The sequence below is a fragment of the Pseudomonas entomophila genome (genome assembly GCF_013523165.1).
In the GTDB taxonomy this organism is placed as follows: Bacteria; Pseudomonadota; Gammaproteobacteria; order Pseudomonadales; family Pseudomonadaceae; genus Aquipseudomonas; species Aquipseudomonas entomophila_A.
The window spans coordinates 184,532-206,547 of record NZ_JAAMQI010000003.1 but is presented as its reverse complement, the minus strand read 5'-3'; the positions used below and the strand labels follow the sequence as shown (position 1 = coordinate 206,547).

Below are 22,016 nucleotides of genomic sequence, written 5' to 3'. Positions count from 1 at the left end.
AGCGCCGCAGCGACTACATAACAAAAGAGAGCTCATCATGGCACACAGCCCTGCCGCCGACCAAGGCACCGATCCGTCCCGCGACGCGCTGTACCGGCGCATCACCGTGCGGTTGATCCCCTTCATCTTCATCTGCTACCTGTTCAACTACCTGGACCGCGTCAACGTCGGCTTCGCCAAGCTGCAGATGCTCGACGCACTGAAGTTCAGCGAGACCGTCTATGGCCTGGGCGCCGGGATCTTCTTCATCGGCTACGTGGCCTGCGGCCTGCCGAGCAACCTGGCCCTCAACCGCTTCGGGCCACGACGCTGGATCGCCCTGATGATGATCACCTGGGGCACCTTGTCGACCTGCCTACTGTTCGTCACCACGCCAATCGAGTTCTACGCCTTGCGCCTGCTCACCGGCGCGGCGGAGGCCGGGTTCTTCCCCGGTGTGGTGCTGTACCTCTCGCGCTGGTTCCCGGCGGCGCGCCGGGGCCGGATCATGGCGCTGTTCATGTCGGCGATCCCGGTCTCGGGCCTGCTGGGCGGCCCCTTCTCGGGCTGGATCCTCGAGCACTTCTCCACCGGCCAGCACGGCCTGGCGGGCTGGCAGTGGATGTTCCTGATCCAGGGCGTCCCTACCGTGCTGCTGGGGTTGCTGGCCATCGTGCTGCTCAGCGACGGTCATCGCAGCGCAGCCTGGCTGAGCCCGGCGCAGCGGCAGATGATCGAAGCGGACCTCGCCGCCGACGCGGCCCGCCAACCGTCCACGCGTGGCGACGGCGTGCTGGCGGTGCTGCGCAACCCGCTGGTGTGGACGTTCGGCTTCGTCTACTTCTGCATCCAGAGCGGTGTGTACGCGATCAACTTCTGGCTGCCCTCGATCATCAAGAACATGGGCTTCGACAGCGCCCTGCTGATCGGCTGGCTGAGCGCGATCCCCTACCTGCTGGCCGGCGTGTTCATGATCCTGGTCGGCCGCTCGGCAGACCTGCGCAACGAACGCCGCTGGCACCTGGTGGTGCCGATGTTGATGGGCGCGCTGGGCCTGCTGATCGCCGTGAACTTCGCCCAGACCCCGACCATCGCCATCCTTGGCCTGTCGATCGCCACCATGGGCGCATTGACCGGCCTGCCGATGTTCTGGCCGATGCCGACCGCCCTGCTGGGCGCCAGTGCGGCCGTCGCAGGGCTGGCGATCATCAACTCTGTGGGCCAGATGGCAGGCTTCCTGAGCCCGTACCTGGTCGGGTTCATCAAGGACCAGACCGGATCGACCGATGCGGCGCTGTACTCGCTGGCGGGGTTGATTGTGGTGGGGAGCCTGGTGGCGTTGCGGGTGACGCGCACTCGCATGGCGTAAACAGTGACACTGCCGGCCCGTCAGGTGACGGGCCAGGCGGGCGCGCCTGATCATCCGTCTTCTATCGAGAAGGAGGCGGTGATCACACCTTCTTGGAAAGGCCTCAGCGCATACTCATGGCTTTTCCGTAACGTGGTTTTGCAAAGTCAGCGCATTGTCACGCCTTGAACGAATTCGAGTTGTCTCGATGCTTGAGTGCATGGCCTTGGCTCATTAAGGTCTTGGGTGATTCAGCCCTATCACTGCTGGCCCCCTTGATGCCCTTTTCAAGCCATGCGCCCAGAAAATTCATCCACCTCGACATGGACGCCTACTTCGTCTCCGTCGAACTGCTCGACGCGCCTCACCTGCGCAACGCCCCTGTTGCCGTAGGGGGCACGGCCGCCGAGCGTGGGGTGATCAGCACTGCCAACTACCTGGCCAGGCAGTTCGGCATCAAGAGCGGCATGGCGACGGCCACCGCGCAGCGGTTGTGCCCGGCGCTGGTGCTGCTGCCGGTCAGGTTCGAGCGCTATGAGGCGGTCACGTGCCAGCTCGAGCGCCTGTTCAAGCGCTACACCGATCGGGTCGAGTTCTTTTCGCTGGACGAGGCGTCGCTCGAGGTCACCGGCCAGCCCCATTGTGGCGGCTCCGCGACGCGCATGGCGAGCGCCCTGCGGGCCGAGGTGCAGGCCGAACTGGGGTTGACGGCATCGGCCGGGGTCGCGCCGCTTCGGTACCTGGCCAAGATCGCCTCCGAGATCAACAAGCCCAACGGCCAGTTCGTCATCCGCCCCGCAGACGTGCCGCGCTTCCTGGCAGACCTAGACATCCGCAAGCTGCCGGGCGTCGGCCCGCAGACCTGGCGGGTACTGGAGCGTTTGGGGTGTCGGTGCTGCGGCGACCTGGACCAGGGCAAGATTCCGATGCTGCTGCGCCACCTCGGCCTTCACGGCTATCACCTCTGGGCGCTCAGCCAAGGCCGCGAGCCCGACACGGAGGCTGCCGGCGACACCCGATCGGTCGGTGTGGAACGCACGCTGCCGGACGATTGCGCGGACGCCGTCGAATGCGCGCGCCAGTTGTTCGCCTTGCTGCCCGCGCTGCGCGAGCGCGTCGAGACGCTGGCCGAGGGCGAACAGGTGGTGCGCAATCAGGTCAAGCTGAAGTTCGATGACTTCAGCGTGGCGAGCACCGAGGCCTGTGCCACGACGGTCGATGAGCGGGTGCTTCGTACGTTGTTGCAGCGCTTGTGGCAGGGCCGTCGCGCGGGCCGCGCCGTTCGCTTAATCGGCATTGCGGTGAAGGTCCGCAAGCCCGACCCGCAGGCGAGCCAGCTGGCCTTCGAGTGATAGCCGTCTCCACCCATTGGGCAGTGCACAGCGCCATGGGGTGGACGAGCGAGCAGGTGAAGCCTCTGGCTCAGTCTTGGGCAGGAACAACGGGCTCTACGCGCTTCACCACGACCGATTGCTGGGTGTAGAGATCGGTCAAGGCCACCTCCCCTTCGGTGAACTCAGGCGTGATCAGCACCGAACGGATCAGGCGCAGCGTCTGGCCCTCGCGCTCCTGTATGTTCTCGAACGTCACGATGACCGACTTGTTGCGCCAGTCGGCGATGTCGAAGCCGCCCGCGGCGAGAAAGCGGTCGATGTCGCGACGGTCGTTGAAGGCCTTGGCCGGGAGCACCAGGGGGCGCCCTTGCAGGTAGACCTGGTAGAACTGGCGTGTGCTGGCCGGAAAGTTGTGCTCCACCACGTGCTCGATACGCCAGTGGTAGACGGTGTTTTCATACACCACGGTGCGTTCGGTCTGCTGACCGGCGCAGGCGGTGAGCAGCGGTAGCAGCAAGCCGCCGAGCCAGGTCTTGAGCGTGCGCATGACGGGTCCATTCGGGCAGGGTCGTCTACCCTAGGGCGTTGAAGCGCCCGGCGCAAGCGCGCATGGGAACGATCCGGCACATGCGCCGTCAGCAAATCGTCCAGCGCGGGTGTCCAACCGTACACCCACGGACAACCGGACCTCCTCCATGCGCCTCGGCCTCATTTCCGACACCCACGGCCTGCTCCGCCCGCAAGCGCTGGCGGCACTCGACGGCTGCGACCTCATCCTGCACGCCGGCGACATCGGCAAACCGGAGATCCTTTCAGCACTGTCGGCGCTCGCGCCCCTGCACGTGGTGCGAGGCAACAATGACCAGCAGGCGCCATGGGCCAGCGACATCGCCGATCACCTGCGGCTGTCGCTCGACGGTGTCGACACCCTGCTCGTGCATGACATCGCTGACGTGCCGGCATTGCTGAACGACACGACGCGGCTGGTCATCACAGGGCACTCGCACAAGCCGCTGTTCCAGTGGCGTGGCGAGCGGTTGTTCATCAACCCCGGCAGCGCGGGACCGCGGCGGTTCAAGCTGCCGGTGACGGTGGCGTTGCTTGATCTGTCGCAGGCGCCGTGGGTGCCACGGTTGGTGAACCTGCTGCCCTAGAGGTGCCCCGCGTTGAAAAGGCCACGTGTTTCGACTCGATCTCTTTCAGGCCAAGACGTCACGCGCAGCGGCGGACACCTTCTTGATACAGAGCCCTTGCGCCAACTCCATGATGCCTGCCACCAGGCCAAGGCTTTCCCAAGAACTTTCCGACACGACGTACGACACGGCCAACAGCGCGTCGATTGACCCGCGCCTGCGCGTGAAGAACCATTGGACAGTGCCCTCTGGCATGAAGCTTCTGGGGGGAAGGCCTCACCTGAGCGCCTTTCAGACACGCTGACACCCTATTGCAGGCCTCTACGAGATGAACTGTCCGATAACCCTGTTCAGACGACTGAGCAGTCTTTCTCTCATTCTTCTGAAAGAACAACTGAAAGAACCCACCGCCCTCTTGTGGTCCATCGTTTCACCCTGCGCCTTCTACCTCATGCTGCAATCCTCGACCGCCACCGACGACCTGTCATTCGAGGCGTACCTTCCCAAGGCTGCATGGTTCCTGGCTTATCTGTCGGCAACCACGGCGTTCTTCGGGATGAGCTTCTACCTCATCGGGCGCAGGGAAAGCGGATTCGTCCGCTCGTTCATCTACACCCGGAACACGATCCGCCTCTTTCTGTGTGCCCACATCACCACGCACCTGGTCGTCAGTCTGCTTTACGCCACCGTCTTCTACGGGATCACGCGATCGGTCTTCGGCTCCCCTGGCTGGGCCGAGTATGGCCACGTCTTGTCGGCCTACTTCGTCAGCTACCTGGCGTTCGCCAGCGTGGGGTTGCTGGTCTCGCTGTTGCCCCTGACCTTCTCGGGCGCGAACACCCTGTTTTCGATCCTGTCGTTCGCGATGCTGACCTCGGGATACGTCGGTGCTCAACAGACGGCTTCAGTGGCGAGTGCAGGGCTGACGTACAACCCGCTGATGGTCTGCACGCGGTTGTTCATGGCACCGATCGAGCTGCACGTGGTGATGGCGGGACTCGTGATGTTCGGGGTCTGCGCCTGCGCCACGGCCTGCCTGTTCAGGGTACAACCGGTCTGGAGTCGCTACGCATGACGCTCGTTTCGCTGGAAGACCTCACCTTCGCCTACCCGCACCGCCCTGTGTTCGACAAGGCGTGCATGACCGTCGCGCGTCATCGGATCACCGGTATCGTAGGGCCCAACGGCGCGGGCAAGACCACGTTCTTCGACATTCTCTGTGCATTGCGCACGCCGCAGACGATGAACCTCACCGTTCATGCACGCGACAGGGTCTACCTGTCGCAGACCGTCTCAGCGCCCGCCTCGCTGCGCATGCGCGATGTGTATGGGCTCATGGCCCATGTGCATGGGCGTACGCCGCTTTCCGAGCGCGCTCTGGTCGCCCGCCTCGAGCGGATTTCACCGCGTCTGGGCGCTCGCTACGCCGACATCTGGAAAAAACGACCCGCGCTGTGCAGCTATGGCGAACTGCGCAGTTTCTTCACGCTGTCGATGCTCATGCTGGACGCCGAACTGATCCTCCTCGACGAGCCGACGGCCGGAGTCGATCCGGAATTCAGGTACTACCTGTGGCAGGGGATGAAGCAGGCGTGCCTGGAGGGGGCGAGCGTCGTCGTGTCCTCTCACCACATCGATGAAATCGCGACCTACTGCGATCGGTTCTACCTCTTGCACGATCGGCGCTTCGAGGCGTTCGAGAGCGGCGAGGCGTTCATGAGCCGGTTCGGGGCGACGACGCTGGATGGCGCTTTCATCCAGGCGCTGGAGGCCACCTAGCGTGAACCGTGCCGACGCTCACCTTCCGACCGTCCAGGCTCTGCATCAGCCGGCGAACCCTGCCCCTTGATCCATTGTCACTGGATCAAGGGGCAGCGTGCAGCAGCATCGCCTGCCCTTCATCCTCGTCCGCGGCCAAGGAGGCGTCATGGACCTGCTGTTTCTAGGTACCTGCGCCGGTCTGCCGACCCGTGCCCGCAACGTCAGCGCCACCGCCGTCATCGCGTCCAGCGGCAGCGACTGGTACCTGGTCGACTGTGGCGAGGCGACGCAGCATCAGCTGCTGCGCACGCCGCTGTCGCTACGGGACCTGCAGGCGATCTTCATCAGCCATGTGCATGGCGATCACTGCTTCGGCCTGCCGGGCCTGCTGGCCAGTGCAGGCACCACGGGACGCACCGCGCCGCTGGACCTGGTCATGCCCCGAGCCTTGCACGAGTGGGTGCGCCTGAGCCTGGCCGTCAGCGAGTCGCGGTTGTCGTTCGAGTTGCGCCTGCGGGCGGTGGAGGACTTTGAGCCGTGGTACCACCGGACCGTTCGCGTCGACACGGTAGGCCTGTCGCACCGGGTGCCCAGCCATGGTTTCGTGTTCACCGAGACCGACCCTCATCCGCGCCTGGACATCGAGCGGTTGATGGCCGACGGCATCCCGCGCGGGCCGTTGTGGGGCGAGATCGCCCGAGGCCGAGGCGTCGAGCATGCGGGCGCCTGGGTGGCGCCTGGTGCCTACCTGCGTGCAGCGTGGCCCGCACAGCGGGTGATCGTCTGTGGCGACAACGACACGCCTGAGTTGCTGGCCGAAGTGGCCGTAGGCGCGGATGTCCTGGTGCACGAGGCGACCTTCACCGAACCGGTGATCGCACGAACCCAGGAAACCTATGGGCACAGCACGGCGGCGGCGGTGGCACGTTTCGCCGAGCGCGTGGGGGTGCCGAACCTGGTACTGACGCATTTCAGTGCGCGGTATCAGGGAGATGCACGGCGCAGCCCGTCGATCGAGGACGTGCGGGCGGAGGCGCAGCGGCAGTACGCAGGGCAACTGGTGCTGGCGCGGGACCTGCAGCGGTATCGGTTGAACCGGGAAAAGGTCCTGGCGCCTGTATTTCAGGAAGGTCGCTGATGCATGCGTTCGCTGGGTAAGTCTGGAGGTGAGGTGTGCGGACGTCATCGTCGGCAAGCCGACTCCCACAGGGATACCCGTTCTGGGGCTAAGGTTCTGGGTGGACTGGCTGGCGTCATCGTCGGCAAGCCGGCTCCCACAAAGTGGAGCCGTTGGGGCTGAAGTCTTCCACAAGGGCTGCTGTCGCTGCAGGTAATGACCATGACGCCAGCGTGCAGTCCACCTGTGGGAGCCGGCTTGCCGGCGATGGCGACGGTAAGGTCGCCTCGATCAAGACCCTGGTGCCAAGCACGACGCCACCGCTCAGCGTGCCTCGTGACCGACCGCTGTTCGCCTAGGCTCATCACCCGCCCTCGGGTCCATACCCCGTCATCTCCAGATACCCTTCACCACCCTCGCCACCCACCACCCGCACCGGCCCTTCCCAATACGGGAAGCGCGTCTGCATCCAGGCGTGGGGCTCGATGGCCTGCACTTCCACGTCGACACCCCGTTCAGCCAACCGCACGCGCCAGCGCGTCGGTACGGAAACGCCATTGGCTTGCTGCGTCCAGGCCAAGGGTTCCAGGTGTACCTGCTCGCCGCTCACGGAAGACGCATGCCCTGCCGGATCGATCCAGGTGCCGGCCCGATAGGCCGCGCCCTGCGCCTCGCGCACACGGAACAGCATCAGCTTCGCACCATCGCCCAGGTGCAGTGAAAACCAGTCCCACCCCGACTGGCCTGCCGCAAGTGGCTGGCTGCTCCATTCGCGGTCCAGCCACGCCTTGCCCGTCACGTCGACCCGCTGCCCGTCCAGTTCGACCTGGCCTTGCACCGTATAGAACGGCTGGCTGTAGTAATACGACGCCTGGCCCTGGCCGGATTTCTCGCTGTAGCCGCGGTCGCCATGCAGCACCAGCGGCTTGTCGGTCTGCAAGCGCAGGTCGTAGGCGAAGCCCTTGCCAGCGGCCGTCATGCGCAAGCGGTCGATGTCGCCTTCACCGCGCAGCGCCCAATCGTTGATCCAGGCGCGAAACGGTCGGGCGTCGACCCCGGCCTGGCCGATGCCACCGCGTGCCAGGGTGTCGGCCGAGCGGTGCCCGTGCGGTCCCGTCAAGGCGGCATTGCCCATCCACAGGTTCGGGCTGTTCCAGTCGCCCGTCTCGGGGCCGGGGCGTAGTGCCGAACGGAATAGCGTCCATTGCACGCCCCAGTCGCGGCCCTGGGCATCCTGGAGGTTGGCAGTCACGTACCACCACTCGATGCGAAACCCATCGTGGGCGCCATGGTCGCGCGGGAACACCAGCGGCCGACCACGCTGTACGGGCACGAAGGCCTCGGCCTGCTGCCCCAGGCCTGCGAACCCGTGGGAGGCAGGCGGAGCGTCATCAGGCCCGCAGCCGCCAAGCAGCAGGGCCAGCAGGAGCCAGGCGGTCTTAGCGTTCATCGGCGAAGGCCCTCAGCAATTCGTTGGGTTGGCGGCGAGCCAGCTGCCACAGCGGCCAGGCGCTGGCCAGCACGCTGCTCAGGATGCCCATGAGGGCCAGGCGCAGCAGTTGGTCGGGAAACACCGACAACGGCAGGCGCCAGCCGAATGCCTGAACGTTGACCACCGCCACCAGGCACCAGGCCAGCAACAGCCCCAACGGGATCGCCAGGGCGACGGTCAGCCCACCGAGCAATACGGTCTGCCCCAGGCTAAGCCAGATCAGGTGCGCGCGGCGTACGCCCAGGGCCCACAACGGCGCCAGCTGGCCGAGCCGGGTCTGCCCCAGGGTCAGCAGGCTGATGAACAGGGCCACGCCTGCGATGCCTAGGGTCAGGCCGTTGAGCGCCGTGGTGGCTGCGAAGGTACGGCTGAAGATCTCGGTGGACCAGCGCTTGAGCGCTGCCTGCTCGATGAGGTGATCGTCATCCAGGGCGAAGGCTGCCTGCACGGCAGACTTGAGCGCCGGCGCCTGGCCTGGGTAGGTCTGCACGCCCAGGCTGCTCAACGTGGCCTGGGGCCAGAGGCTGCGCAAGGCTTCGGCTTCGAGCAGCAGGTGACCCTTGGGGTTGCCATAGTCGGCATAGAGCCCGACCACGGTGAACGAACGCTCGGCGCCCAGGGCCACGGCATCGCCTGTCGTCACGTCGAGCCGTCGAGCCAACTGCTCGCTCAGCATCACGCCCTCGCCCGTCGTCACGCGTCGCCAGGCGTCCGGCACTTGCGCCAGCAAGGGCCAATGCTCACGCAGCCGAGCCGGCTCGGCGACCCCTTGCGCCTGCACCGGCCAGCCTTGTACCCGGACATCGGTGCGCCAGCTGGCCACCACCGAGGTCACCTCCGGTCGCCGGGTCAGCCAGTCGGCCAGGTGCTTGGCGTGTTCGGTGTCCCGGGGGCTGATGTACAGGTCGGCAGACAAGCGCTGGTCGAGCCAGCCGAGGAACGTGCCGCGAAAGCCTTCGGTCATGCTGCCGACGCCGACGCTCGCCCCCAGCGCCAGCAGCAGCGCCATCAAGGCCAGGCTCAGGGCTGGCAACTGCTGGCGGCTGTCGGCGATGAACCATTGGCCCAGCGGCCGCCGTACCAGCCGGGCCAGCCCTGCCAGGCAGACCTCAAGCAACAGCGGCAGCAGCAGCGCCGCCGCCAGCAGTACGGCAGCGACCATGGCAAAGGCACTGGGCAGGCCATGGCCGTAGCGCCAGCAGGCCAGCGCCACCCCGGCCAGGCCGACGGCGACCAGGGCCTGGCGCTTGAGCCAGGGCACCTGGGCCAGACGCCAGGCCTGGGGGCGTGCCAGGGCCAGCAACGGCAAACGGGCTGCCCGAACCACGCTGCTGGCACCGGCGAGCAGCGCGCCGAGGATCGCGACGCCGATCCCGCTCAGCCACCAGTGGGCAGGCAGGCTCAACTGCCTGGCCACCTGGGCGCCATATAGGCCCTGCACGCTGGTGGCCACGTCCGGCAGCAGCAGCGTGGCCAGCCCATAGCCGCTGGCCACACCGGCGAGCCCGCCCAGCACGGCGAACGCGCCCAGCTCCAGGGCCAGGCCCAGCAGCAACACGCGCTGGCTGACGCCGCAGGCGCGAAGGGTACGCAGCAGCGCGCGCCGTTGCTCCAATGCCAGGCCGATGGCGGCATGGGCGATGAACAGACCGACCACGAACGCCAGCAACCCCAGCGCGGTGAGGTTGAGGTGGAAGCTGTCGGTGAGCCGCCCCAGGTCGCCGTCATCGCCCCCTGGTTGCACGCTGACACGCTGGGCGAGCGCCTCTGGCAAGGGCGGACCCGAGGCATTGATCAACAGTCGCGAGAGCTGACCGGGAGCGTTCAGCAGCGCCTGGGCCTGGCCGATGTCCATGATCAGCACACCCGGGGCCAGGTCGGGTTCGAGCCTGAACGGCGGCAGGGGCCGACCGTGCAGGTCATGGGCCGTCTCGCCCGCCGTGAGCCCCAATGCCTGCCAGGTGTCCGGCGCGATCAAGGTCTGCCCGGGCGCGTTGATGAAGGCCTGCAGGTCGAAATCCTGCAGCCGCTGGCCGGCCACGCGCGCATCGCTCGGCTGGCTGAGCGGTTCGATCCCGATCACGCGCAATTCATGGGGTGACGGGGTCGCCACGCTCAGGCGACCTTCCAGCAACGGCGTGACGTCCCAGCCCAGCGTCCGCAGCTGTACATACAGGGGCTGATCCAGACGCTGCCCGTCACGCGCCACCAACCGCGCCTGCGTCGAACTGCTCAGCACGGCGCTGGCACGCGCGTAGTCGCTACGGGCCTGGGCATTGAGGGCCTGCACGCCGGTCCACAGCGCGGTGGCCAGCCACAGCCCCGTGAAGATCGCCACGCACTGCAGGCGATGGCGGTGCCAATGGCTCAGCAAGGCCTGGAGGGTGATCAGCCAGGTGCTCATCGGGAGGTCCCGTCGCACACCTGGCCGGCCTGCAGCCAGCACTGGCGTTGCAAACGGCTGGCCAGGCGCTGGCTGTGGGTCACCATCAGCACGCTGCTGCCCGCCTCGTCGACCAGCTGCAGCAACAGCGCCAGCACCTCGTCACTGCTGGCCTCGTCCAGGCTGCCGGTCGGCTCGTCGGCCAACAGCAGAGGGGGCTTGCTGGCCAGTGCACGGCCGATGGCCACGCGCTGCTGCTGACCGCCGGACAGCTGTTCCGGGTAACGGTCCAGCAGTGCGCCGAGGCCCAGGCGCTGCACCAGGTGTGCGGTCCAGCGGGGGTCATGGCGCTTGGCCAAGCGCGCCTGAAACGCCAGGTTGGCCGCCACGTCCAGGCTGCTCAGCAGGTTGTACTGCTGGAACACCAGCCCGATGTCCTCGCGTCGCCAGCGCGCCAGGCCTGCCTCGGAGCGGCCGTCCAGAGGAACGCCGTCGATCAGCACGCGGCCCTGGTCAGCGCGGTCCAGGCCGGCGATCAGGTGCAGCAAGGTGCTCTTGCCGCTGCCGGACTCCCCCATCAGCGCCAGGCTGTCACGCGCCCCCATCGTCAGGTCCACGCCACGCAGGACCGGCAAGGCCCCCTGGGCCGTGGCGAAGGATTTGTACAGGCGTTCGACGATGAGCATGAAGAAGGTTTCCCTGCGGTTGAAACGTCTGGATGACGCGTGTGATAGGGCGTGCTGCTGTGACAGCGTTCGACAAGCACTGGTGCCACCGGATAAACGGATTGCAAATACGAATCGTTGGCAGATAGTATGCGCCACCTTTTTTAGCGCGCCTCGTCGCTGCGCTCCGCGCTTCTGGTTCGAGACCCCCATGACCCGCTCTTCGTCGACACCCTTCGCCGTCCCTCATGCCCTGTGCTATGCCTTGGGCGTCAGCCTGGCCTGGCCGACCCTGGTGCAGGCCGCACCGCCTGCAAGCGCCCCCGTGGTCGTGGACCTGCCGGCCAGCACGGTGCAAGCCGACGCCCTGCAGCACGAGGCCGACGCCTTCACCCCGGCCACGGCTCAGGTCGCCCAGTCGTCCCTGCCCCTGGCCGAGACGCCCCGCAGCGTCCAGGTGGTGTCACGGTCCGTGCTGGACAGTCAACAGGCCCTGAGCCTGGCCGACGCCCTGCACAACGTGCCTGGCGTCACCGCGGGGCAGTACGGCCGACGGGGTTGGGACGACCTGATCATCCGTGGCCAGGTGGCCTCGGACTCGCTGTTCGTCGACGGCCTGCGCACGGGCGTGTCCAACCGGGTGGCCGAGCAGATCGCCGGGTTCGAGCAGGTCGAGGTGCTCAAGGGGCCGGCGTCGTTGGAACATGGCCTGGTGATGCCGGGCGGGGTGGTGAACATGGTGAGCAAGCGGCCACGCCTGGAGCCATTCGCCACCTTCGGCCTGAGCTATGGCAGCGATGACCTGCGCCAGGGCACGTTCGACGTGGGCACGCCGCTGTCCGACACGGGCAAGGCTGCCTTGCGGGTCAACGGTCTGTTGTCCAGGTCCAACGACGACACCGACCATGTCTGGTTCAAGAACCAGTACATCGCGCCCTCCCTGACCCTGGACCTGGGCCCCGACACCGACTTCACCGTGCTCGCCAGTCACCAGGACCGTCAGTACCTGCGCCAGCAGGGCCTGCCGTTGTCCGGCTCGATCCAGGCCAACCCCAATGGCGACCTGCCTCGTCGGCGCTTCACCGGTGAGCCAGGGCAGGACCCGTATCACGGCGTCGCCAACCGTATCGGCTACAGCCTGGCGCATCGCTTCGGCGACGGCTGGACCTTCAACCAGAACCTGCGCTGGCAGACCTACCGCCTGGACGGGCAGCTGGTGGCCAACGGTCGCCTGCAAGCCAACAATCGTACTCTGGCGCGCACCGCCCAGACCCAGCACTTCGACGGGGACACGCTGAGCCTGGACAACAACCTGCAGCGGGTCTTCGACACGGCCTGGGGCGCCCACGACCTGACGTTCGGCGTCGACTACCTGCGCAGCCGGGAAAGCAACCGCACCGTCGCCTGCAAGGTGGGCAACCTGAACGTCTACGCGCCGCGCTACGGCCAGGCCATCACCTGCCCGGACACGCCACGCACCTGGACCGACACCACGGTGCGCATGGTCGGCAGCTACCTGCGCGACAGCTACCAGATCGACGAGCGCTGGCTGGTCACGGCCGGCCTGCGCCACGACCGCAGCGACACCTACGGCGACAACCACCTCACCGACCGCCGCGCCAGCAGCCCGGCCAGCGCCACCACCGGCGCCGTCGCGGTGATGTACGAGCTGCTGCCGAACGTACGCCCGTACCTGAGCTTCGCCACCTCGTTCTACCCCAACACGGGCACGGACGTGGCAGGCAAGACCTTCGAGCCGGAAAAGGGCCGCCAGTGGGAGGCCGGCGTGAAGTTCGACCTGGTGCCGGGCAGCACCTTGCTCACCGTCGCCGCCTTCGACCTGCGCCGGCAGAACGTGCTGCAGGACGACCCACGCAATGACGGCTTCAGCATGGCCATCGGCGAGCAACGCACCCAGGGCGCCGAGCTGCAACTGACCGCCGACCTGAGCGACCGGCTCAGCCTGCTGGCCGGCTATGCCTACACCTGGGCCATTGTCACCGACGACGGCGACCAACAGCCCTCGACCGTGGGCGATCGCCTGGCCAACGTGCCGCGCCACAGCGCGAACGTGTTCGCCCGCTATCGCTTCGAGGGCACGCCACTGGGCTGGGAGATCAACGGTGGCCTCACTGCGGTCGGTGAGCGTGAGACCAACGGCTATTCGCTGCCAGGCTATGCGGTGGTCGATGCCGGCATCGCCTACGGCACACCGCACTGGCGCACGGCGCTGAACGTCAAGAACCTGTTCGACCAGCCCTACTACGCCGGTGGCCTGGCCCAGGCCGTCGCGCTGGGCAACGACCGCACGGCGGTGATGTCGGTGACCTACAGCTACTGAGCCGCGCCGCGTATCAGCGCCTGGCCACCGTCGAGCTTGCGCCGCCATGCGTTCTGGCCCAAGCTCGACGTTCCGCTCACGCTGGGTCGTCCGATGTCACCGCGCTACCGTTTGCTGATCGCCGTTTCATTTCTGGTCCTCGTGCCAGGGGTGATCGGTTATCTGTGGCACGAGCCGCCTGCGCCCGCCCCCAGCGTGCCGCCGCACAGCTACCATCAGGCACTGCGCCAGGCACACCAGGGGCAGCCGGGCGCGGCGCGGGTGCTGTACCAGCAGTTGCAGCGCCCTGACCTCGCGCCCGAACGCCGGGTGGCCCTGCTCGCCGAGCTGCCCCACTACCCTTCGCCCCAGGCCTTGAAGCTTGCGCAGGACGCCCTCGAGCACGAGTATCCCAGCGTTCGTCGGGCGGCGATTCTCAGCGTACGCGGGTTGCTGTCGGACGCGCAGCGCAGCCTGGTGCTGGGCCCCTTGCTGGACGACGACGAACAGTCGGTGCGCTTTGCGGCTGTGGATGCCTTGCTGGGGCTCGCGCCGGACGACATCGGGGTGTACTTCGGCCCATTGCAGGATGTGCTGGAACAGTATCAGCAGGTGCTCGAGCAACAACCCGAGCAGCCTGCCGCGCAAGTCCACCTGGCACGCCTGTACCTGCACGAGCGCGCGTTCGACGCAGCCGCCCAGGCACTGGACCGTGCCCTGGCCCAGGATGCCGAAAACCTGGAAGCGCTGATACTGCAGGTGCGACTGCTCGAAGGTCAGGGCCAGCACGACGCCTCACGCCGCGTGCTGGCCGAGGCCCTGGTCCGCCACCCGCACGCTGCGGTGCTGCAGTACGAGCTGGGCCGCTGGCTGCTGCGCCACGACCAGGCCGAATATGCGCTGCTGGCCTTCTCACGCGCGGTCGAGTTGGGGCCGCGCAACGCCGACTATCGGTATGCCCTGGCCACGACCCTGCATCGCCTGGACCAGGTAGAGGCGGCGCAGAAACAGCTCGAGACCCTCGTCGATCAACAGCCGGCCAACCGCAAGGCCCGGGTGTTGTTGATCCAGTACTGGAAGGAAACCGGCCAACTGCAGAACGTTCAGGTACTGCTGGCGCAACTCGAGCAGTTGAACCCGGACGACCCCCTGGTGCAGCAAGGTCTGTGATCGCAGCTGGGCGCCGGGCGCCTCCCCCAGCCGACCCGAGACGTGAGCACGCCTGGCGTACCGTGCCTCAGTGACCGATGTCCTCATGCCAGAGCGCAGGCTCGCGCTCGATGAAGGCCTGCATCAGGGCCCGGCACTCGTCATTGTCCACCACCTGTACTTCGACCCCTCGACGGCGCAACAGCTCCTCCTCGCCCAGGAACGTCCGGTTTTCGCCCACGATCACCTTGGTGATGCCATAGAGCAGGATGGCGCCACTGCACATGGCACACGGTGACAGGGTGGTATAAAGCGTAGCGTCTCGGTAGACCTTCGCCGGCTGCCGGCCTGCGTTCTCCAGCGCGTCCATTTCACCGTGCAGCACGGCGCTGCCCTGCTGCACACGGCGATTGTGGCCGCGGCCGATGATCCTGCCCTGGTGGACCAGCACCGAGCCGATGGGAATGCCGCCTTCGTCGAACCCTGCTCGGGCTTCATCGATCGCCGCTTGCAGGAAGGGATCCAGGGTCGTGGGTGAGGACATGATGGGGAGGCCTTGTTCGACGGAAAGAAGTCAGGAGGCTAGCACAGACCCGCACCCTGTTCCTGGGACGGGACCAGGCGACTTCTTGCAGGGCCTCGTCATGAGGTCTTACAGCGCGTTGTACACATCCCGCGCGTGCATTGGCGCAACGGCCTACAGCATGCCGTGCACGCTCTCCCTAGGCTTGGACGGATTCCTGTCACGTTCCGCCTTCTCCACGAGCGACTCGAGCCATGCCTAGATTGTCTGCCGGACGCATTCTGCTGGACCTGCTGTTGACCCTCACCATCGGCATGATGCCGATCGCCTGTGGCGTGCTGATGATGGTGTTCCAGCTGGAGGCCAAGCTGAACGAGAACGTTCGGGTGTCGCTCAGCGAGGCCATCTATGCGGTCGACAAGCTCATCGATGAGTTGCACGACGCCAGCGCCAGGGCACTGTACCTGACCGATCAGCCATGTGCCCAGGCGCTCCCTGAACTGAACGCAATGACATCGGGCAACCCGCTGCTCCGCTCGCTGGTGTTGACACGCAACGGCGAACCGCAGTGCAGCAGCCTGCGGGGCAACAAGGTCGGCCGAATCAATCTCGAGCAACTGCGCGGCGAGCGTCTGAACCTGATCTTCGCCTCGCAATCTTCACCGGGGCTCTCCGTACTCACCTACACGCTCGACACCGGGGAAGCCGGGGTCATCGCCACCGCACACGGGCGCTCGCTGAGCAGCGAACTGGCGGGCTTTCAGGATCAGCTGGTACTGATCGCGCGCATCGGCGAGGCGACGATATGGGCTTCGGGCAGCAGCACCAGTGACGCCGGGACGCCTGTCATGGAGCAACGAGGTGTCAAGACCTCGGCCAAGCACGGCTACATGATCGAAGTGGGCTACCCCCCAGGACAGCTCGGTCGAGAAGTACGCATGACCTTCCCCATCGTGCTGCCTTCGCTGCTGCTGGTCGGCTTGTTCACCGCCAGCATGGCCTACTGGAGCCTGTACCGCAAAGAGCGGGAACTGCGGTACAGGAGGCCAGCCCGTGACGCGGCAGTGGACGACGCTTAACCGGCATCCAGGACGCCACGCCGTACCTGATCCCGCTCGATGGACTCGAACAGCGCCTTGAAGTTGCCCTCGCCAAACCCGTCGTCACCCTTGCGCTGGATGAACTCGAAGAACACCGGGCCGAGCAGGGTCTCGGAGAAGATCTGCAGGAGCAGGCGCCGGTCGCCCTGCTCCGAGGCCCCGTCGAGCAGAATGCCGCGTGACTGCAGTGCGTCGACCGGTTCACCATGGCCCGGCAGGCGCCCTTCGAGCATTTCGTAGTAGGTCTGCGGCGGCGCGGTCATGAAGCGCATCCCCAGGGATTTGAGCGCATCCCAGGTCGCGATCAGGTCGTCGGTGAGAAACGCGACGTGTTGGATGCCTTCGCCGTTGAACTGCATCAGGAACTCTTCGATCTGGCCCGCGCCGCGCGAGGATTCCTCGTTCAGCGGGATACGCACCAGCCCGTCAGGCGCGGTCATGGCCTTGGAGGTCAGGCCGGTGTACTCGCCCTTGATGTCGAAATAGCGGATCTCGCGGAAGTTGAACAGCTTCTCGTAGAAGTTCGCCCAGTACGCCATGCGCCCGCGATAGACGTTGTGCGTCAGGTGGTCGATAGTGCTGAGACCGGCACCGACCGGGTGCCGATCGACACCGTCGAGGAAGGTGAAGTCGATGTCATAGATCGAGCTGCCCTCCTCGAACCGGTCGATCAGGTACAGCGGCGCACCGCCGATGCCCTTGATCGCCGGCAGGCGCAGCTCCATGGGCCCGGTCTCGATCTCGACGGGCTGGGCGCCCAGCTCCAGGGCCCGTGCATACGCTTGGTGGGCGTTGCGCACGCGAAACGCCATGCCGCAGACCGAGGGACCATGCTCGGCGGCGAAGTAGGAGGCGATGCTCTGGGGTTCGTTGTTGAGGATCAGGTTGATCCCGCCCTGGCGATACAGGTGCACCTGCTTGGAGCGGTGGGTGGCGACCAGGCTGAAACCCATGGCCTGGAAGACCGGCTCCAGCACGCCAGGGGTCGGTGAAGCGAACTCGATGAACTCGAAGCCCATCAAGCCCATCGGATTGTCGAATAGATCGGCCATGTGTGTGTTCTCATCGGTGGCAAGCAAGCAAAGGAAGGGTTGCGGTCAGGCACGGCGATGAGCCACAGGGGGGGCGCAGGGAATGCCCCTGACGCTGCGGGAAAGGAAGTCTCCGAAGAGCAGTCTGAAACCGTCGCATGCCATGGCATCGGTTCTCGGTACGGGGACGGGCCCGGACGGCGCGTCTTGTTATTGTATTCGTAACCTGATTCTATCTGGCGTAAAGCGGTTTGTCGTCCTGCTTTCTGACGCTGAAACGGTTATTCTCCCAACCCGCTACCCACCGTACAGGTAGAGCGTCATGCCCCTCACCGTCAAACGCGCTGGTCGCTGGAGCTGGCGAACCCTGTTGCCCTGGTTGGTCGGCCTGGCCCCATTGCTGTGCGGCGGCGTCGTCATGCACTGGCAGACCCAGGCCGAACTGCGCGCCTTGAGTCAGTCGACGGCCACCCAGGCGGCTCGTGAGATCGATACCATGCTCGACCAGCTCGACGACGCCACCCGGGCGCTCCTGCCGCTGGCCGGTCAGCCCTGTGACCGGGTCAGCCAGGCGCTACGCCAGCAGGTGACCAGCCACGCCTTCATTCGCTCGACCAACCTGGGCTGGCGCGACACCCTGTACTGCACCTCCCTGATGGGGCACTTCAAGGAGTCGATCGACGTCTCGCGCTACGTCGATGGTCGCTTGCTATTGATGCCCGGCAACGACGTCACGCCCAGTCATCCTCTGCTGGTCTACCGCGGCGACGCCAATGAGCGCAGCGTGCTGGTCGGGCTGGATGGTCAGCACCTGGCGCTGATCCTGCGCCTGCTGGGGGCCGAGACGGAGTTGTCCGTGTGGATCGGCGGAGACTGGCTGGACAAGCGTGGCGTCGTGATGGGCCGGCCCTTTCCGACACCGCCAGTGGCTGCGGTGCAGGTGCACTCGATCCGTTACCCGTTCATCGTGAGCGCAGGCTTTGCCGCCGGCAAGGCCGGTGAGCGCATGCTCGATCACTACCCGCCGATCCTGGGTCTGCTGCTGATGCTGGGCGCGCTGTGCGGCGGTGTCTGCCGCTGGCAGCTGCGCAAGGTGCACTCGCCCCATGCCGAGCTGCAACGCGCAATGAGCGCCAACGAATTCGTGCCGTTCCTGCAGCCTCTGGTCGACACACGGGACGGCCACTGGGCAGGCGCCGAGGTCCTGCTGCGCTGGCGGCATCCGCGCGAGGGGCTGGTGGGCCCGGAGCTGTTCATCCCGTACGCCGAGCACAGCGGGCAGATCGTCGAGATGACCCAGCGCATGATGACGTCGCTGGCACGGCAGTTGGCGCCCTATGCCGACCACCTGAGCGACGGCTTTCACATCGGCATCAACATCACCGCCGATCACTGCCAGGACCTGCGCCTGGTGCACGACTGCAAGGCATTCCTGGCGCAGTTCCCGCCCGGTCGCGTGGTCCTGAACCTAGAGCTGACCGAGCGCAAGCTGCTGCGCGCCAGCCCGGTCACCTGGGCATTGTTCGAGCAACTGCATGCGCTGGGCGTGACGATCGCCCTGGACGACTTCGGCACCGGCCAGTCGAGCCTGGCCTACCTGCGCCAGTTCCAGGTGGACTACCTGAAGATCGACCGCGGCTTCGTCGCGCTGATCGGCGGCGATGCGCTGTCGGTGCACATCCTCGATACCATCATCGAACTTTCGACACGCCTGGGCCTGGGGTCGATCGCCGAAGGGGTGGAGACCGTCGCGCAGCGCGATTACCTGATCGCCAGCGGCGTCACGCTCCAGCAAGGGTACCTGTACGCACGCCCGATGCCAGTTGCGACCTTCATCGATGCGATCATGCACGATAACGGTGCAACACGGTTGCCGAACGCCCCGCCCCCCTGAGATCATGCCCGGCTGATCCTTCCGTCCTTCCGTTACCGAGGCGCCCGTGTCAAAAGGCATCGTTGCATCCGTCATGGCCTCCTGCCTGTTCGCCGTGATGTACTTCTATACGTCTCTCATGCACCCGCTCGATGGCGAAGAGATCTTCGGCTGGCGGACCTTGCTCACCCTGCCGTGCCTGACCGCGTTCATGCTGGTGTCCAAGGACTGGAAGCGTGTGCCCGAGCTGTTCGGTCGCGTTCGCCGGACCCCGCTGCTGTTGCTGGGCATGGTCGGCACCTCGTGGCTGATGGGCATCCAGCTGTGGCTGTTTCTCTGGGCACCCTTGCACGGGCGCAGCCTGGACGTGTCGATGGGCTATTTCCTGCTGCCGCTGACCATGGTGCTCACCGGCTTTCTGGTCTACCGCGAACGCCTGTCACGGCTGCAGAAGGTCGCCGTGCTCTGCGCCGCGACCGGGGTCGGGCACGAGCTGTACCTGCATGGCAGTTTCGCCTGGGAAACGTTGGTGGTGATGATCGGCTACCCGATCTACTTCGTGCTGCGCCGACGCTGCCGCACCGACCACCTGGGCGGGTTGTGGTGCGACATGTGCCTGTTGCTGCCTTGGGCGGTGTACTTCGTGATGCAGGGGCCCTCGTCGACCCAGGCCCTGGTCGAGCGCCCTGCCCTCTATGGCCTGATCCCGGTACTCGGGCTGATCAGCGCCTCGGCGCTGATCGCCTACGTGCTGGCCAGCCGCCTGCTGCCCTTCAGCCTGTTCGGCCTGCTCGGCTACATCGAACCGGTGCTGCTGGTCGGCGTCGCCTTGCTGCTGGGCGAGTCCATCGGACCGGACCAGTGGCTGACCTACCTGCCGATCTGGGCCGCCGTACTGGTCCTGGTGCTCGAGGGGGTCAGGCACCTGCTGCGTCAGCGTCGCCGCGTGGGGTGAGGCGCACCTGACGCACGCGGCGCTCCTCGACGGCAACCACGGTCAGCGACCAGCCGCCCCAGGTCAATTGGTCACCGACCCGTGGCAGACGGTCCAGCAGGCTCATCACCAGCCCTGCCACGGTCTGGTAGTCCTCGGTGGCGCGGGCGGCGAACCCGGTACGGGCCTGCACCTGCCCCAGGCTCAACGCGCCATTGACCAGGAAGCCGTCCGCCTCCTCGACGATGCCGGGGCCTTGCACTTCGCTGGCGTCCGGCAGCTCGCCGGCGATGGACTCCAGGATGTCGGTCAGTGTCAGCACACCGGTGAATTCGCCGAACTCGTTGACCACGAACGCGATGTGCGTGGACTGCTGGCGCATCTGCTCCAGGGCATTGAGGATGCTGAAGCTCTCCAGCAGGTGCAGCGGCATGCGCACCAGGGCTTCCAGCTCGGGCGTCTCGCCGGCCAGCAGGGCCTTGAGCAGCTCTTTCTTGTGCACGAACCCCAGGGGCTCTTCGATCCGACCGCCACGAATCAACGGCAGCCGGGAGTACGGTGAATGGATCAGCAGCGTGTCGATCATCTCTTTCGGCTGCGCCAGGTCGATCGCGTCGACTTCGGCGCGCACGGTCATGACGCTGCGAATCGGCCGCTCGGCCAGGTTCAGCACGCCACTGATCATCACCCGTTCGCGACGGTCGAACAGCACCTGTTCCTCGCCGCCTTCGACCAGGTCGGCGATCTCCTCGTCCAGTTGGTCGGTCTCCAGACGACGGCCACCCATCAACCGCAGCACGGCATGGGCCGTGCGCTCGCGCAGCGGACGCAGGCCTTGCACGCTGCGCTTGCGGCGGGCGCGTGCCAGCTGGTTGAACAGCTCGATCAGCAGCGAGAAGCCGATGGCCGCGTACAGGTAGCCTTTCGGAATGTGGAAGCCCAGGCCCTCGGCGGTCAGGCTGAAGCCGATCATCATCAAGAAGCCCAGGCACAGCATGATCACGGTCGGGTGCGCATTGACGAAGCGGGTCAGCGGCTTGCTGGCGATGATCATGATGCCGATCGAGAAGACCACCGCGATCATCATCACCGACAGGTGCTCGACCATGCCCACGGCAGTGATCACCGCGTCCAGCGAGAACACTGCGTCGAGCACGACGATCTGCGCGACGATGGGCCAGAAGGCGGCGTGACGCACCGGGCCGCTGGCCTGGGCGACATGCCCCTCCAGCCGCTCGTGCAGCTCCATGGTGGCCTTGAACAGCAGGAATACGCCCCCGAAGAGCATGATCAGGTCGCGCCCCGAGAAGCTCTTGCCCATGACCTCGAACAGCGGCGCGGTCAGCGTCACCATCCAGGAAATGCTCGCCAGCAGGCCCAGGCGCATGATCAGCGCCAGGCTCAGGCCGATCACCCGCGCACGATCACGCTGATGCGGGGGCAGCTTGTCGGCGAGAATCGCGATGAACACCAGGTTGTCGATACCCAGCACCAGTTCGAGCACGATGAGCGTGGCAAGGCCTAGCCAGGCCGTGGGGTCGGCTATCCATTCCATGGGCGATCACTCGAGCGAAGGGTGCGACGGGAGGTGACGTGAAGACAAGACGGCGCAGGCCAGGACGGCAAGCGACTGTGAGGCTCCAGAAAGGTGTTCATGAAGGACCTGATGTGGATTTGGGAGTTTGATCCTACAGATATGTCAGCAGAGTCCTACAGCGAGAAACTATTACAAAACCTGTCTCACACGCTCGGAGCCAAGCGATCGGCAACGCGGCACGCCGACACCGGTCGAGTACGAACGTCGACATGCCTTGTGCCGCTCGAGCCGGTCATCGCGACGCAAGAGGGCTGAATCGTCGTGCCGTGTGGCACCC

18 protein-coding genes are annotated in these 22,016 nt (G+C 66.1%); 11 read left to right on the top strand and 7 right to left on the bottom strand.

Annotated elements, in window-relative coordinates:
- Window positions 1-37: 37 nt before the first annotated feature.
- Together G7Z99_RS03810 and dinB are read left to right on the top strand one after the other, a co-directional pair.
- Window positions 38-1,348, top strand: coding sequence for an MFS transporter (locus G7Z99_RS03810; RefSeq protein WP_181092202.1), 1,311 nt, complete (start codon window positions 38-40; stop codon window positions 1,346-1,348).
- 257 nt (window positions 1,349-1,605) lie between these two features.
- Window positions 1,606-2,679: a DNA polymerase IV gene (gene dinB / locus G7Z99_RS03805; RefSeq protein ID WP_181092200.1), complete on the top strand. Its 1,074-nt coding sequence runs from the start codon at window positions 1,606-1,608 to the stop codon at window positions 2,677-2,679.
- Between the two features lie 70 nt (window positions 2,680-2,749).
- On the opposite strand, the gene G7Z99_RS03800 is transcribed toward dinB, so the two are convergent.
- Window positions 2,750-3,208, bottom strand: coding sequence for a hypothetical protein (locus G7Z99_RS03800; RefSeq protein ID WP_181092198.1), 459 nt, complete (start codon window positions 3,206-3,208; stop codon window positions 2,750-2,752).
- A gap of 148 nt (window positions 3,209-3,356) precedes the next feature.
- Between G7Z99_RS03800 and G7Z99_RS03795 the strand changes: the two genes are divergently transcribed.
- From G7Z99_RS03795 to G7Z99_RS03780, 4 genes are all read left to right on the top strand, one after another.
- Window positions 3,357-3,815, top strand: a complete 459-nt coding sequence (locus tag G7Z99_RS03795) for a metallophosphoesterase family protein (RefSeq protein ID WP_181092196.1) — start codon at window positions 3,357-3,359, stop codon at window positions 3,813-3,815.
- A 307-nt stretch (window positions 3,816-4,122) separates the two neighbouring features.
- Complete coding sequence (locus G7Z99_RS03790; RefSeq protein WP_181092194.1) at window positions 4,123-4,869, top strand: ABC transporter permease; 747 nt, start codon at window positions 4,123-4,125, stop codon at window positions 4,867-4,869.
- Window positions 4,866-5,573 carry an ATP-binding cassette domain-containing protein gene (locus G7Z99_RS03785; protein WP_181092192.1) on the top strand — a complete coding sequence of 236 codons (708 nt, stop codon included), beginning with the start codon at window positions 4,866-4,868 and terminating at the stop codon, window positions 5,571-5,573. Before G7Z99_RS03790 ends, G7Z99_RS03785 begins: the two co-directional genes overlap by 4 nt.
- 148 nt (window positions 5,574-5,721) lie before the next feature.
- Window positions 5,722-6,693 (top strand): ribonuclease Z, encoded by a 972-nt coding sequence (locus G7Z99_RS03780; protein ID WP_181092190.1) that lies wholly within the window; start codon window positions 5,722-5,724, stop codon window positions 6,691-6,693.
- A gap of 343 nt (window positions 6,694-7,036) precedes the next feature.
- On the opposite strand, the gene G7Z99_RS03775 is transcribed toward G7Z99_RS03780, so the two are convergent.
- The 3 genes from G7Z99_RS03775 to G7Z99_RS03765 are packed head-to-tail and all read right to left on the bottom strand — an operon-like array spanning window position 7,037 to window position 11,233.
- The gene (locus G7Z99_RS03775; RefSeq protein WP_181092188.1) at window positions 7,037-8,122 is read right to left on the bottom strand and encodes a lipocalin-like domain-containing protein; all 1,086 of its coding nucleotides are present in this window, start codon (window positions 8,120-8,122) and stop codon (window positions 7,037-7,039) included.
- On the bottom strand, window positions 8,112-10,568 hold the full coding sequence (locus G7Z99_RS03770) for an ABC transporter permease (protein ID WP_181092186.1): 2,457 nt from the start codon (window positions 10,566-10,568) through the stop codon (window positions 8,112-8,114). The genes G7Z99_RS03775 and G7Z99_RS03770 overlap by 11 nt, the downstream gene beginning before the upstream one ends.
- On the bottom strand, window positions 10,565-11,233 hold the full coding sequence (locus G7Z99_RS03765; protein ID WP_181092184.1) for an ABC transporter ATP-binding protein: 669 nt from the start codon (window positions 11,231-11,233) through the stop codon (window positions 10,565-10,567). Before G7Z99_RS03765 ends, G7Z99_RS03770 begins: the two co-directional genes overlap by 4 nt.
- 190 nt (window positions 11,234-11,423) lie before the next feature.
- On the opposite strand from G7Z99_RS03765, the gene G7Z99_RS03760 reads away from it, so the two are divergent.
- Together G7Z99_RS03760 and G7Z99_RS03755 are read left to right on the top strand one after the other, a co-directional pair.
- Entirely contained in the window at window positions 11,424-13,553 is a 2,130-nt protein-coding gene (locus G7Z99_RS03760) for a TonB-dependent siderophore receptor (RefSeq protein WP_181092183.1), read from the top strand.
- A 93-nt stretch (window positions 13,554-13,646) separates the two neighbouring features.
- A complete protein-coding gene (locus tag G7Z99_RS03755) occupies window positions 13,647-14,702 on the top strand; it encodes a HEAT repeat domain-containing protein (RefSeq protein ID WP_181092181.1) in 1,056 nt (351 codons plus the stop codon).
- A 67-nt stretch (window positions 14,703-14,769) separates the two neighbouring features.
- On the opposite strand, the gene G7Z99_RS03750 is transcribed toward G7Z99_RS03755, so the two are convergent.
- Window positions 14,770-15,207, bottom strand: coding sequence for a nucleoside deaminase (locus G7Z99_RS03750; RefSeq protein WP_219854058.1), 438 nt, complete (start codon window positions 15,205-15,207; stop codon window positions 14,770-14,772).
- 251 nt (window positions 15,208-15,458) lie between these two features.
- Between G7Z99_RS03750 and G7Z99_RS03745 the strand changes: the two genes are divergently transcribed.
- On the top strand, window positions 15,459-16,283 hold the full coding sequence (locus G7Z99_RS03745) for a CSS-motif domain-containing protein (RefSeq protein WP_181092178.1): 825 nt from the start codon (window positions 15,459-15,461) through the stop codon (window positions 16,281-16,283).
- Here the strand turns inward: G7Z99_RS03745 and hppD are convergent.
- Window positions 16,280-17,356, bottom strand: coding sequence for a 4-hydroxyphenylpyruvate dioxygenase (gene hppD, locus G7Z99_RS03740; protein WP_181092176.1), 1,077 nt, complete (start codon window positions 17,354-17,356; stop codon window positions 16,280-16,282). The genes G7Z99_RS03745 and hppD overlap by 4 nt on opposite strands.
- 301 nt (window positions 17,357-17,657) lie before the next feature.
- Here hppD and G7Z99_RS03735 point away from each other — a divergent pair, with 301 nt between their 5' ends.
- A complete protein-coding gene (locus G7Z99_RS03735; protein ID WP_181092174.1) occupies window positions 17,658-19,229 on the top strand; it encodes an EAL domain-containing protein in 1,572 nt (523 codons plus the stop codon).
- Between the two features lie 46 nt (window positions 19,230-19,275).
- A complete protein-coding gene (gene rarD / locus G7Z99_RS03730) occupies window positions 19,276-20,163 on the top strand; it encodes an EamA family transporter RarD (RefSeq protein WP_181092172.1) in 888 nt (295 codons plus the stop codon).
- Here rarD and G7Z99_RS03725 read toward each other — a convergent pair.
- Window positions 20,126-21,697, bottom strand: a complete 1,572-nt coding sequence (locus G7Z99_RS03725; protein ID WP_181092170.1) for a TerC family protein — start codon at window positions 21,695-21,697, stop codon at window positions 20,126-20,128. The genes rarD and G7Z99_RS03725 overlap by 38 nt on opposite strands.
- Window positions 21,698-22,016 lie beyond the last annotated feature (319 nt).

Bases quoted from the DNA above. Each gene is read 5' to 3' on its own strand.
- G7Z99_RS03810 (WP_181092202.1), top strand. From the start codon at position 38: ATGGCACACAGCCCTGCCGCCGACCAAGGCACCGATCCGTCCCGCGAC.
- dinB (WP_181092200.1), top strand. From the start codon at position 1,606: ATGCCCTTTTCAAGCCATGCGCCCAGAAAATTCATCCACCTCGACATG.
- G7Z99_RS03800 (WP_181092198.1), bottom strand. From the start codon at position 3,208: ATGCGCACGCTCAAGACCTGGCTCGGCGGCTTGCTGCTACCGCTGCTC.
- G7Z99_RS03795 (WP_181092196.1), top strand. From the start codon at position 3,357: ATGCGCCTCGGCCTCATTTCCGACACCCACGGCCTGCTCCGCCCGCAA.
- G7Z99_RS03790 (WP_181092194.1), top strand. From the start codon at position 4,123: ATGAACTGTCCGATAACCCTGTTCAGACGACTGAGCAGTCTTTCTCTC.
- G7Z99_RS03785 (WP_181092192.1), top strand. From the start codon at position 4,866: ATGACGCTCGTTTCGCTGGAAGACCTCACCTTCGCCTACCCGCACCGC.
- G7Z99_RS03780 (WP_181092190.1), top strand. From the start codon at position 5,722: ATGGACCTGCTGTTTCTAGGTACCTGCGCCGGTCTGCCGACCCGTGCC.
- G7Z99_RS03775 (WP_181092188.1), bottom strand. From the start codon at position 8,122: ATGAACGCTAAGACCGCCTGGCTCCTGCTGGCCCTGCTGCTTGGCGGC.
- G7Z99_RS03770 (WP_181092186.1), bottom strand. From the start codon at position 10,568: ATGAGCACCTGGCTGATCACCCTCCAGGCCTTGCTGAGCCATTGGCAC.
- G7Z99_RS03765 (WP_181092184.1), bottom strand. From the start codon at position 11,233: ATGCTCATCGTCGAACGCCTGTACAAATCCTTCGCCACGGCCCAGGGG.
- G7Z99_RS03760 (WP_181092183.1), top strand. From the start codon at position 11,424: ATGACCCGCTCTTCGTCGACACCCTTCGCCGTCCCTCATGCCCTGTGC.
- G7Z99_RS03755 (WP_181092181.1), top strand. From the start codon at position 13,647: ATGTCACCGCGCTACCGTTTGCTGATCGCCGTTTCATTTCTGGTCCTC.
- G7Z99_RS03745 (WP_181092178.1), top strand. From the start codon at position 15,459: ATGCCTAGATTGTCTGCCGGACGCATTCTGCTGGACCTGCTGTTGACC.
- hppD (WP_181092176.1), bottom strand. From the start codon at position 17,356: ATGGCCGATCTATTCGACAATCCGATGGGCTTGATGGGCTTCGAGTTC.
- G7Z99_RS03735 (WP_181092174.1), top strand. From the start codon at position 17,658: ATGCCCCTCACCGTCAAACGCGCTGGTCGCTGGAGCTGGCGAACCCTG.
- G7Z99_RS03725 (WP_181092170.1), bottom strand. From the start codon at position 21,697: ATGGAATGGATAGCCGACCCCACGGCCTGGCTAGGCCTTGCCACGCTC.